Origin of the sequence: Mesorhizobium sp. L2C084A000 (assembly GCF_000502875.1) — a bacterium.
In the GTDB taxonomy this organism is placed as follows: Bacteria; Pseudomonadota; Alphaproteobacteria; order Rhizobiales; family Rhizobiaceae; genus Mesorhizobium.
The window spans coordinates 306,081-318,639 of sequence record NZ_AYWX01000002.1 but is presented as its reverse complement, the minus strand read 5'-3'; the positions used below and the strand labels follow the sequence as shown (position 1 = coordinate 318,639).

General features: G+C 58.5%; 10 protein-coding genes. All 10 read right to left on the bottom strand.

The window, feature by feature from the left end; all coding sequences use genetic code 11:
• Nucleotides 1–10: 10 nt before the first annotated feature.
• The 10 genes from X735_RS159760 to X735_RS159805 all read right to left on the bottom strand — a co-directional run bounded on the left by X735_RS159760 (nt 11) and on the right by X735_RS159805 (nt 12,053).
• Entirely contained in the window at nt 11–547 is a 537-nt protein-coding gene (locus X735_RS159760) for a GNAT family N-acetyltransferase (RefSeq protein ID WP_023809638.1), read from the bottom strand.
• A gap of 111 nt (nt 548–658) precedes the next feature.
• Entirely contained in the window at nt 659–2,395 is a 1,737-nt protein-coding gene (locus X735_RS159765) for an adenylate/guanylate cyclase domain-containing protein (RefSeq protein ID WP_023809637.1), read from the bottom strand.
• Between the two features lie 439 nt (nt 2,396–2,834).
• Entirely contained in the window at nt 2,835–3,293 is a 459-nt protein-coding gene (locus X735_RS159770; RefSeq protein WP_023809636.1) for a YidB family protein, read from the bottom strand.
• Nucleotides 3,294–3,655: 362 nt separating this feature from the next.
• Nucleotides 3,656–4,609: a PleD family two-component system response regulator gene (locus tag X735_RS159775; protein WP_023809635.1), complete on the bottom strand. Its 954-nt coding sequence runs from the start codon at nt 4,607–4,609 to the stop codon at nt 3,656–3,658.
• A 64-nt stretch (nt 4,610–4,673) separates the two neighbouring features.
• Nucleotides 4,674–5,693, bottom strand: coding sequence for a chemotaxis response regulator protein-glutamate methylesterase (locus X735_RS159780; protein WP_023809634.1), 1,020 nt, complete (start codon nt 5,691–5,693; stop codon nt 4,674–4,676).
• Nucleotides 5,694–5,715: 22 nt separating this feature from the next.
• Complete coding sequence (locus X735_RS159785) at nt 5,716–7,989, bottom strand: hybrid sensor histidine kinase/response regulator (protein WP_023809633.1); 2,274 nt, start codon at nt 7,987–7,989, stop codon at nt 5,716–5,718.
• Nucleotides 7,986–8,690: a chemotaxis protein CheW gene (locus X735_RS159790; protein ID WP_023809632.1), complete on the bottom strand. Its 705-nt coding sequence runs from the start codon at nt 8,688–8,690 to the stop codon at nt 7,986–7,988. Before X735_RS159790 ends, X735_RS159785 begins: the two co-directional genes overlap by 4 nt.
• Nucleotides 8,690–9,928: a protein-glutamate O-methyltransferase CheR gene (locus X735_RS159795; protein ID WP_023809631.1), complete on the bottom strand. Its 1,239-nt coding sequence runs from the start codon at nt 9,926–9,928 to the stop codon at nt 8,690–8,692. Before X735_RS159795 ends, X735_RS159790 begins: the two co-directional genes overlap by 1 nt.
• Nucleotides 9,925–10,392, bottom strand: coding sequence for a chemotaxis protein CheW (locus X735_RS159800; protein ID WP_023809630.1), 468 nt, complete (start codon nt 10,390–10,392; stop codon nt 9,925–9,927). Before X735_RS159800 ends, X735_RS159795 begins: the two co-directional genes overlap by 4 nt.
• 23 nt (nt 10,393–10,415) lie before the next feature.
• Entirely contained in the window at nt 10,416–12,053 is a 1,638-nt protein-coding gene (locus tag X735_RS159805) for a methyl-accepting chemotaxis protein (RefSeq protein ID WP_023809629.1), read from the bottom strand.
• Nucleotides 12,054–12,559: the final 506 nt, after the last annotated feature.

Below are 12,559 nucleotides of genomic sequence, written 5' to 3'. Positions count from 1 at the left end.
AAGCCGGAGGTCAGAGCGTCTTGCTCATAAGCAGGATAGGAACCGGAGCCCCGCCACGCTCGTCGAAGAATTTCTTGACGGATTGGTACCCGCAGGCGCGATACAGTGGCTCTCCGGCCGCGGTAGCTGCCAGCTCAGCACGGGCGAAGCCCTCGGCCTTGGCGGCACGCTCACAAAGCGCAAGGATCAAGTGGCCGACCCCCCGCCGGACAAAGTCCGGATGGGTGTACATGGCTCTGATGCGTGCTGCGTCCTTGGCAGGATCAAGCAGCGCTGCATCACGTCCAGGCGACTGATCTCCACCATACATCGTTGCGCGCCGGCTCCAACCGCCGCAACCTGCCAAAACGCCGTTGTGCTCCACGAGGAAGTAAGTGCCGTCGTCGACAAGTTGTGTATCCAGCCCCATGATGGCCCGGCTGGATTGGATCTGAGCGTCATCTAGAAAGGGCTTCTGGAGTTCAGAGATCGCCGCGTCCATGAGCGTAATCAGGGCCGGGAGATCCTCCCGTTGTGCTTTCCGGTGCCGAAAGTCTTCACTTGCCATGTTCAAGTCTCGATTTGACGAATTTCGTTCCGGCAGAAGAGACCAAATATTCGCTGCTGCGGCAGCCTCGAGACGCTATCCACTGCGGCCCCGACGGCATAGCCGTGACAGTCATTCTGGCAGCCCCGCCATGCGATAGCCTTCCACGATATGCCGTCGGACGTCCTCGGCCGGGAAAGGCTGCGAAGCTGACCAATGCCTGATTGTGAAGTGCGGATTGCTTATCATGAACATTTCCGCCTCCCAGCGCGCCTCCTCCAAACGGCCAAGTTGCGCAAGGCTTGCTGCAAGCAGGCGTCGTGAAGTCGTGCGATAAGTTTCGGGTCTCCGCAACGTTTGAACCGCGGATTCGTAGTCGCCGATGGCATACTGAGCCTGGCCCAACATCCAGTAGTACCAACCGGGCGGGTGAGGGTTGAGCCGCAGCGCCTTGCGCACCTGCTCTATGGCTTCGGCAGGCCGGCCGTTTTCCGTCGTCAGTTCAGCTTGCATTGCCCATGCGTCGGCGTGGTTGGGATCCAGCTTGTGGGCGGCGGCGAATTCGGCATCCGATTCCGCCCAGCGACCCTCATGTCCTAGTATAACGCCCAATACCCATCGGTTCCCAGCGTCATTCGGGTCGAGTTCGACCGCCTGCTGTGCTTCGGCAAGCGCACTTGTGCGATTGGGGTCCATCGGTTCGTCCCAGAACTCCCAGCCCAGCCAGAGGTTGAGTGCCAGCCAACGATGCGCCTCCGCATATTCCGGATCGAGCGCAATTGCCCGGTTCAGCAGGAAAATGGCTTCTTTCGCGGTGAGTGCCGTTTGCAGGCCCAAGGCCCGTGCACGCACACATAAATCATAGGCCTCCAGGTTCTTCGGTCTGTTGCGCCCCGGCGCGGCGGTCAGACGGCCCACCAGAGCCTCGACAATCTTGCCGGTCACCTCGTCCTGAACAGCGAAGATATCTTCAAGGCTTCGGTCGAATCTTTCGGCCCAAAGGTGGTCGCCCCCGATCGCATCGATCAATTGAGCGTTGATACGCACCCGTCCAGCTGCCCGCCGTGCACTACCCTCAAGAAGATGGCGCACTCCCAGTTCTCGCGCGATGCGACGCACATCCATATGCCTGCCCTTGTATGCAAAAGCCGAGTTGCTGGCGATGACAAACAACTCGCTGTTCCTCGACAGATCCGTGATCAGGTCTTCGGTGAGGCCGTCGACAAAAGCCTCCTGCTCCGGATCGTTGCTCATGTTCGTAAAGGGAAGGACGGCGATGGAGGGCTTGCCGGGGAGCGGCAGCGGCGCTTTCTCTGCCGGTCCGCCACTTTCAGATGAGGCCGATAACCGAATCCGGTAAACGGATACCGGTTCGGCAACGTTCTTGATCGCTTGCGGACCGAGTTCGTCGAAGTCGCATTCAAGCTTTCGCTTGACTTGATCGTAGACGCTGCCGGAGACGCAGATATCTCCGGCCCCGGCCATTGCCTGAAGCCGCACTGCGACAACAACGCCATCGCCGAACAGATCGCCGTCCTCGACAACGACATCGCCCAGATTGATGCCGATATGCAGGTTGATTTGTCGGTCGAACGCCAAACCCTCGTTCGCGGCCATCATCCGCTTCTGGAGTTCGACGGCGCATGACACCGCGTTCACTGCGCTTCCGAACTCGACTAGGACGCCATCACCCATCACTTTTACGACACGGCCGTGACGGTCGCGGACCAGTGGTTCCAGGATCTCCTTCCGCCTCCTCTTTAACGCGTTCAATGTTCCTTGCTCGTCCAGGTCCAGAAGTCGGCTGTAGCCCACCACGTCGGCGGCCAATATGGCGGCAAGACGGCGTTGGGCGCGTTCTTCGGCCATTTCGCTTTGCTTTCATTGAAAGCAGAAAAATGGGATTGTATGACGTCTATTTCAAAAGTCTATCAGGCTGACTTTGAAGCTCGATCGGCAAGCCGCTACATGGGGTGATCGCGTCACGTCGGTCGATCATTCACTTTCTTGTTTACGCGGTCGCGAGGACGATACCTCAAAGACGGAGGGGCCTCAGCCGAGCCCGCATTGTGTCGTTTCGGAACCGGGTGGACCAATCAATTTAGGGTCATGTTGAATAAAATGCAGAGTGGAACTCAACGCCGACCTGTGCCAGGGTCCCGCCTCATCACAACCAGTCCAAAGAGAAGATCGCCCCCTTTCACCACTCTTTCCTTCGCGGCGCCCAACGGCAGGCCGTGGCCCGCCCGTTCAGTCATGCGCTCCGGATTGCGGCGCGGCCAATTTAACGGTCGATGTAATCCCCCGTTTACCGCTCTGGAGTGCGTGGCGGCACCTGATCTAGGAGTGCGATCTCATCGGTCGCTGCTGGCAGTTCGCCCCTTGGCGTCAGCTTGTCGACCGCCTCGGGCAAGTCTTTAGTGATCCGGGCAATCAACTCATCGCGCGACAGACCAGTTTGCATCGAAAGCGCAGTGAGAGTGTCCTCGTCAATTGCCGTCTCCACGTCCTTCGGGTCGATCGGTTCGTTGGGTCCGGTACTAACCCACGAATCGACCTTCGATCCCGCTCCTGCATTTCTGAAGCGGTCGAGGATGTCCCCAAACGCGGTCCCGGAGACGCCCTTGGACAGCTGATCCAAGAGCCCGCCTTGTGTGTTGTTTGGATCTCGATTTCCCGCGCCGCGGATCAAGTCACCGATCTTATCGCGATTTTGGTAAGCAAGAATGCCAAGCATCGCGACAGCCAGTCTTCCCAGATTTGCCATTGGTTTCCTCCTTAGCTAACAGGAAGAAGGCTTCGAGGCTCGCAAGGTTCCGCCTGCTGGAGTTAATAGACCTGTGGAACACGCTCAGCCTTCTCCTCCCGGAATTCTGCAGCGAAGCGCGCCGCAAGTTTTCCTCGCCGCGCCAGTGCTTCACACGGCAATCAACCCTGGGGTTTTAAGCGGCGCAATGATAAGGAGGAGGGAGCGGAACCTGGCCAGCTCGCTGTCGCTGTCATTCCCAACGTTTGCCCAACCAGTCTTCAAGCCCGTTGTCCGGCTCCTATCTTCAACCGAGTGCCGCTCTCACGCCCCATCTTAGCCTCAAATTACACACCCGCTCTTCGGAGGTGCATTGAGCTTCTCTAGCTGCGGGACATATGAAGCGCAACACGATCTCGTCCTTCCGATTTGGCACGAAACAGAGCCAAATCGGCGGCATTGACGAAATCGTTTGGCGTCTCGTTCTCGGTGGGCACCGCTGTTGCGGCGCCAACGCTGATGGTCACGCGATCCGGGCCGTGGGGTATGTTCAATTCCCGCACGCTCTGGACGAGCCGCTCTGCGATCGCGCTGGATTGTTCCAGTAAAGTGTCGACCAGCACGATGACGAACTCTTCGCCTCCGTACCGCGCAGCGAGATCGGTGGAGCGGCCGGAACCACTCTGGATTACGCGGGCGATTTGCTTGAGCACCTCGTCGCCGGCCATATGGCCATAGGTATCGTTGTATCGTTTGAAGTTGTCTGCATCGATCATCAACAGCGACAATGGGGACTGTGCGCGAAAAGCGCGCTTCCATTCAGCCGCCAGATATTCGTCAAAATAGCGCCTGTTGCCTAGACCCGTCAGGCCATCGATCCGCGTCAGACGTTCAAGCTCGAGATTTGCACTGATCAGCTGTCGCTGGCTTTCCCTTAGCGCTCGGTACGCCGCGTCTCGCTGGACGTGATCCAGATAGGCCCGCGTGTGATATCGAATACGTGCAATCAGCTCGATACGGTCCGGCAGTTTGACGAGATAGTCGTTCGCTCCCGCAGCGAACGCCTCGCCCTTGGTGGCTGGATCTTCCTTGCTCGACAGCACAATGACTGGGACCGCGCGTGTCGACCCATGCTTCCTGTATTCTCGCACCAGATGCAGCCCATCGACCCCGGGCATGACGAGATCCTGCAGAATAACCGTTGGCTTTACCTCATCCGCGACCGCCATCGCTCTCAATGGGTCGGTGCAGAAGTGTAAGGAAATATCGGGCGCGGTGGCTAGAGCGCGCCTGACCGCCTCGCAAACCATGATCTGATCATCGATGAGCAGAACCATGGATGAATAATTATCTGCGAGTGGCGGGACCAGCTCTGGTTCTTGCGTCATCGGACGGGCCCTTTCACGTGGAGCGCTCGCAGGCTTCGATTATACGTGAGCCGATAGCACTCAAAGGAAGAATATCAACAGCCGCGCCGATGTCGGCGGCGGCCTTCGGCATGCCATAGACGGCACTGGTTGCTTTATCCTGCGCGATTGTGAGATGCCCCTTGTCGCGGAGCTGTCTCAGCCCGCGCGCACCATCCCTGCCCATGCCTGTGAGCAGAACACCAGTCACCGAGCCGGGCCACCATTGCGCCGCACTTTCGAAGAACACATCTACGGACGGCCGATAAACATTGTCCTTGGGGCTGGGCGTATAGCCAAGTTGCCGAGCTGACTTGAAAACCAGATGATCCGCAGAACTGGCAACGAGAACGGTGCCGGCTTGAGGACTATCCCTTTCCCGCGCCGGACTGATCGGGAGAGGCGTATGCTGCCCCAGCCAATCAACGAGGCCTGGAACGAACTGAGCATCGAGATGCTGGACGAGTACAATCGCGCCGCCAAAGTCAACGGGAAACGAACTCAGGACTGCGGCAACGGCAGCCGGCCCGCCCGCGGAGGCACCGATTGCAATCAGGCGTCGAGGTGTCGGCTCAGCCGCACGTGACATCCGCCTTTTTGCCTGGGTCGGCGCATCACCAATCAGCTTGCCGATCGTCCCTATCTTGTTCGTCAAAAGCCGGGCGGATTGCGAGGACACGTTACCTTCGATGCCCACTGAGGGAATATCGACTGCGTCAAGCGCGCCATGACCCATTGCTTCGTAGACGCCGGCGAGGTTGGCTTCGATACTAGCGGTCACCAGCAAGATTGAGCACGGGGTTTCCGCCATGATTCTGCGGGTCGCTTCCACGCCGTCCATCTCTGGCATCGCTAGATCCATGAGTATGAGATCCGGCAGATCACGTCTGCAGACCTCGACCGCCTCTCGCCCATTGGTCGCGATCCACGCGACCTGATGTTCGCCGGTCGACAGGACCAGTCGACGCAGAAGTTCAACCGCCATGGGCATGTCGTTGACCACGCCGATTCTCATTCGCTGGCTTCCCATCTCGTTCTCATTCAACCGCCTCGCCAATCATGTCCACGACGGCATGGATCAGCGCCTCGTCCTGAAAGCTACTCTTGGTCAGATAATAGTCCGCACCTGCGTCGAGCCCGCGCGCGCGATCTTCTTCCCGATCCTTGTATGAAACGATCATGATGGGTGTGTTCTTAAGATGAGCGTCCTTTCTGATCGAACTCACCAGCTCGATGCCATCCATACGAGGCATGTCGATGTCGGTGACGACGAGATCGAAAGGACCAGACCGGACGGCATTCCACCCGTCCATACCGTCGACCGCAACTTCGACCTCATAACCGTAATTGCCCAGCATCTTGCGCTGGAGTTCGCGAACCGTCAGTGAATCGTCAATCACGAGCACGCGCTTGCGCCTGCTCGCTTCGGGACCGCCTGCGGCGCGCCGAAGAGTTCGAAGTCCGCTGGATGATGCAAGCTTCTCCACCGATCGGATCAGATCGTCGACGTCGAAGATCAGAACAGGCGAACCGTCTTCCATCAGGGCTGCTGCGCTGATGTCCTTGATCTTGGCAAACCGTGGGTCCAGAGGTCTGATCACCAACTCGCGTTCCCCGAGAAAACGGTCGACGATCAGGCCGTACGCATCGCCCCGACCCGCATCCACGACGACGACCGAGAGTTCGTTCGGTTCCGATCCGGGCTCACCTCGATCCAGCACCTCGCGCGCGGTGACCAGCCCGATCTGTCGATCATTCAATCGAAAATGTGGCCGGCCCTGCAGGAGATTGATCTGCGTCCGCTGCAGTTTCAAAGTCTTGGAAATGGCAGCGAGTGGAAAAGCATAGGGCTCCCCATCAACATCGACGAGCAGCGTGCGCAGGACCGACAACGTCAGCGGCAATTGCAGTTGAAATCGGGTTCCGTGCCCAAATTCTGAGGAGACGCTTGCGACTCCCCGGACTTCCTTCGTCATGGCTTGCACTGCATCAAGCCCCACACCGCGACCGGAGACGTCGGTAAGGCCCGCTTTCATCGAAAAGCCTGGCAGAAACAGGAATGCGAGCAATTCGGTTTCGCTGAGTGTGTCAGCACTTTCCCTGGTTGCAAGTTGCCGGGCGACGACGGTCTCGCGCAGCTTCGAGAGCTCGACCCCCCTGCCGTCGTCCACCACGGCTATCTGCAGCAGCCCGGCATTATGCCTCGCTTCGAGCCTGATGAGCCCCTCTTCGGGTTTCCCCATCGCGATGCGCTCCTCAGGCGGTTCAAGCCCATGGTCTACAGCGTTGCGCAGGAGATGCCCCAAAGGGGCATCAAGCTGCTCGAGAATATCGCGGTCGATGCCGGTCGAGCCGCCTACAATCTCCAGTCGCACCCGCTTGCCAAGGGTACGACCGAGGTCGCGGATCGTTCTCGCATAGTGTCGCACGCCGTCCTCAAAAGGCCGCATCCGGCTCGCCAACGTTTCGTCGTACAACCTGTTGGCAAGATCGGTCGCTTTCCGATCAACTGAATCCAATTCATCGAGACGCTCCGCCAGGAACGCTTGGTTTAACCGAAGCTTTCGCTGCGCCTCAGCCAGCGCCTCCATCACCGCCGCATGGTTTAAAACCGGCGGCAGCACTGCATGAAGATTGTCGAACGCACTTGCGAGGTCCGATTGAAGTCGCTTCAGCCGTAGCAGCCCATCAGCGAATGGCCTGAGCCGCCGAGCTTCCATCAGCGACTCGCCAGCCAACCCGAGCAATCGGTTCAGGCTGTCTGCCGTCACCCGGACCATTCTATCAGAGCCGATGCTGCCGTGCGCTTGCGGTACCGCCGCAACTAGGACGTTCGCTGAAGAGGTCGTCGCCAGTTGCTCCTGGGCATGGTCTGGAGTTGCGAAATCAGCTGCAGAATCTTGGGTCCCGGGCTTTGCCTCGGGGAGGGACAATTCCTCGAACTTCGCGAGAAAGCTTTCTACTTCTGAGTTGGCACTCTCGCTCGATGATCCCGATGCGATCAATTTCAAAAGGTCAGAGCCCTGCAGAAGCGCATCTATATGCTCCCGTCGCACCCTCAGATGCCCACGTTGCGCTGCGACCAGACAGTCTTCCATCGCATTTGCAACTTTGACCGCAGGCATCAAGTCGATGATGCGGGCAGCTCCTTTCAGGGAATGCGCGGCACGCATGCATGCTTCCAGGGCGTCGGGGGCGATAGGATCGCGTTCGAGTGCCAGAAGCCCAGAGGTTAGAGCCTGTGACTGCGTCTCCAGTTCGGCCTGGAAGAGGGTGAGCATCGAAACCTGGCTGAAGTCTCCATCTGTCATGCGATGCTCCGGTCAAGCATCGTGAGCAGTTGTCGTGGATCGAGACAGCCAACGGCTCGTCCCTGCCACGGCAGCACGGCAACTGTAGCGGCCGACACTGCCTTGCCAATCGTGGCCGGAACATCGAGAGTGTCGCGTTCTTGGTACCGATGTAAGCCGTGGATCTCGTCAACCGTAAAAGCAACCCGCTTGTCGTGCTCGCCTACCACGACTAGGCGGCGAAATACCTTGGTGCGTGTGCCTTGTTCCCCCTCCTTGCGCTCGTCTATCCCGAGCAATTCGGCCAGGGACAGGCAAATGAGCAATTCACCACGGACATTCGCAATACCGAGCAGTGCACTGTTCCTGCGGTGTGGAAGTGAATGAACGCGACGAGATTCAGCCACTTCATGAAAAATACCGACCGGCAGTGCAAGCCATTCGTCCCCCAAACGGAAGAGAACGGCCGTCTGCAGCGCGTCGCTGTCTGTCGAATGGATCCCTGCACGATCAGCGTTATCATGCCATTCGCCGCGGTATGCCGAGGGCGCTGCACGGTCAAGAAGGCGTCGTGCAATCTTCTTGTAGGTCGGGCAATTCCGGCAGTGGAGATGCTGCTCCAGTAGCGGACATGACTTGTCGCCCCGTACGCCTATTTGCCGCCAGCAGTCGTCGATTGCAATCTCCTCCACCGGCTGAGCGATCTTTGTCGAAGCCGCCATCAGCCGCCGCTCCTTTTCTGGACCCGACCCAGCCGGCCGGCCAGCGCCTCGGCGCCGTTATGGTCGCCTTGCTTGCTAAGCAGCAAGGCCAGATGGACGAGAGCTTCTCGATGATTTGGTGCGAGATAGAGCGCCTTGCGATAACTTCGCGCGGCTTCGGGTGCAGAACCATCCGCATCTTGGACGAGGCCCAGCAGGTAGAAGATTTCCGCGGAAGGACCGAATTCCTTGAGATGCGCCAGGGCGACCTCCTGTGCCTCCTTTACCCGTCCTGCATTGGCGATCCGTTCAACCGCGATGAGGCTTTCCGAGGCCTGTGCAAGCGGCTTGGTCGGAGCCTGCCTACGGCCTTCATTGCCAATTGTCGGTCGGAACGGAAGAAGAGGCTCGCTCTTGTTGACCTTCGGGCTTGGCGCCCGCACCGGGACGGCGGCCGGAACTTTCGGCGCCGTGGTCTTGACGGCCTCCGATTTCAGAAAGGCAAAGGCCAATGGCCATTCAGCGGAAATAAAGCCATGCAACCTTGGAAGAGCTGCTTCCGCCGGACCGACCAGAAGAAGTCCGTCCTTGGCCAGCAGGTCCTTCAGGCAGCTCAATGCGCGATCCTGCAGCTCTCGATTGAAGTAGATCAGCAAATTGCGGCAAAGCAGGATGTCATACACCTCTTGCCCGAAAGCGCGAGAGCCGAACAGGTTTCCTACCCTGAACCGAACCTGTTTCAGCACCCCAGCAATAGGCCGCAACCCGCCCTCAGCCGCTTCGAAATAGCGATCTTTAAATTCGAGATGGCTCCCGCGAAACGAATTGCGCCCATAGATGGCGCGTTCAGCCGTGGCGATATTGCGACTGCTGACGTCCACGCCATCGATCTTGAACTCGTGCGCCTCAAAGCCGGCATCGAACATCGCCATGGCGACCGAATAAGCCTCTTCGCCGGTTGAACATGGCAGGCTCAGGACTCTTATCGGCTGAGCAGGCTTGTGCACGCGCGCATGCCGCGCCAGCATCGTGAACGCTTCTCGGTCGCGAAAGAACCAGGTCTCTGGGATCACCACCGCATTGATCAGCTCCTGCAGCTCCTGCGAGGAAACGGTCAAGTGTTCCCTATAGGCCTGAGGGTTGGTTATCCGGCATGCTTCCATCCGGTCTCTGACCGCCTGACGAACCACTGTCGGACCAACACTGGCACTGTCCAGTCCGATGGTTTCCATCAGGAGCTTTTCTATTGCGCCGGTCATTGATCACCTATTGCGGCCTGGCGGAGCAAAGCGGTACGAATCTCTTCCGAAAGCAGCGCTTCCACTTTGACCGACTGAATGATCTCCGAACCATCGGAAGCCACCGGCCCAAGATAGGGCGGGGTTCCTTGTTCAAGTCCGAACGGCGCGAAATCGGCAGGGTGTCGCTCGAGCGTATCCGTCACCCGTTCCGCGATCAGCCCCAGCAGGCGTTGCTCGCCATCATGCGCCGGATAGCGCGTCACAACGATCCGGGTGCTCAATAGGCGCTCCGATGGCCGGCCAAGCGCAAGATGGGTAACATCGATCAGAGGGATGGGTATTCCGTTATAGCTGACCAAACCCACCACACCAGTTGGCGCACCCGGAAGAACTTTCACATCGAAATAGGGCAGCACCTCTTCAATTTGGTGGACATCGATCAAGTAGCGATCCGGACCCATGCTGAAGGCGAGGAATAGCATTGTCACCTCCTACTGCCGACTCGCTATGCTCGCAGCTTGAACCTCGAAATGCTACTTCGCATGCCGCCTGAGACTTGATTGAGCTCGTCGATCGCGAGCGTCGATTGCTGAAGGGATTCGACTGTTTGCTGAGCTGCCTCGCTTAGCTGGGTTAGCGTGTCGCTGATCTGCCCCGCGCCGGTCGCCTGTGCTTGCATGCCTTCATTGGCGACTTCGAAACGTGGCACCAGCCCCTGAACCTGCTGAATGATATCGAAGAGTTGCCCGCCGACCTGCTGGATTTCCTGCATACCCCGGCGGACCTGCTCGGAAAACTTGTCCATGCCCATCACCCCGGCCGCGACTGCCGACTGGATGTCCTTGACCATCTGCTCAATATCGTAGGTGGAGACAGCCGTCTGGTCCGCGAGCCTTCGGATTTCCGTCGCTACAACTGCAAAACCCCGGCCATATTGGCCTGCCTTCTCAGCCTCGATGGAAGCGTTGAGCGACAACAGATTCGTCTGATCGGCGACTTTTGTGATGGTCGTCACCACCTGATTGATGCTGCCGGCTTTCTCACTCAAGATCGCGAGTTTGGAATTGATCGCGCCGGCCGCTTCCATGACTTGCTGCATGGTTTCTTCCATACGGGTCAGCCCGGCTTGACCTCCGCCGGCGACGGCAGCCGTTTGTTCGGCAACTGTGGAGACCTCGTTCATCGTGCGGACCAGCTCGTTTGATGTGGCGGAGATTTCCTTGGCTGTCGCGCGGATTTCTGTTGTGGTCGCTGCGATTTCAGTCGCAGTTGCCTGCTGTTGCTTGGAGGTGGCGGCGATCTCAGTTATCGACGTGCCGACCTGTATGCTGGACCTTTGAACCTGACCAATGAGGGTTGTGAGATCGTCCGCCATTGCGTTGAAGCCGTCGGCAAGCACACTGAATTCGTCTCGGCGCATCAGATCGAGGCGTTCGCTGAAGTCGCCTTGCCGCATCAATTGAACCGCGTTGACCAAACGGGTGAGCGGACCTGTAATGGCGCGAAACAGCTGGTAACCCAAAAGAAGGGCTAGCCCGAGGGCTACCAACAAGCCAACACTCAAACCGACTTCGGCCGTTCTAACGATCGAGCTGATCCGCTGGGTCGCACTGTTTGCCTCGCCTCTATGATCCTCAACCATGGCCTGCAGAGCGGACTGCAATTTTACAAAAATCGGCTCTACGGTGTTCTTGAGGGCCGGGCTTTCATTGGGAGTTTCACCTTTCGACAAGGCAGCCCGGCTTGTGTCCAGCACAGCAGTTTCAGCCAGACGGAATTGGTTGGCGAGTTCTTTGACGAGTGCATAATTCTGCTTGTCGATGTCGGAGACGATTGTTGCCTCATAGTCGTCCATCGATCGCTGCACTTGGTCGCGATTGGTCGTGATCGCGCTTTCAAGCGTGCTTCTGTCCGACGGGTTTTCCTGAAGGGCAAATTCCTGAAGCAGACTATGGGCCGCCATCTGGCCCGTCATGATCTCGGTGCTGTGATAAAGGTCCGGTAGGATGCCCTTCTCGACCTCAGTCGCCTCCTGGCCCGCCTGAAGAAACCAGGCGTACGCCATGACGGCTATCACGGACATGACCACCAGAACGGCAGCGAAACTGACGAGGATGCGGTGGCGTATTGTCAGACTCTTCATGGAACCGGTTCACCAATGGGGGCATCGTGGGCTGCGCGACAAGCGCTCGTTCCGACGTATTCGAAAAGGTGCGTCGAAAAGCGGCAGTCTGATGCTGAATGGTTTCTTTTCCGTTCCATCGCAAATGATGGAGAGGCGGCTCGCCAATCGGCGGCGCCAGAAGCGGTGGTCAAGGACGTCCTGCCGTCCACGCACATCAGCCCGACATCGGCTAGGGTGGCACGCCGCGTCAAGAGGAGCGTGTATGAGCTACTTGTGGCCATGAGTTGAATGACTGCTTAGGTCAGCTCGATGCCCGAAAGCCGACCTCCCGCTTGCGGCCCAGAGTCGCCAGTCTGCAATGCGCCTCATTTCGGCCAGAAGGTCGACATTTGCCGCGTCCAAAAGCGTACATCGTGATGATCGGCGTTCTGACGGTCTGTCTGCGCCAGCGACCGTCAGAACGCTGCTTGAGAAGAGGTACAGAATCACATCAAATATCCGTGCCTTCAGTCCGATCTCCCGGC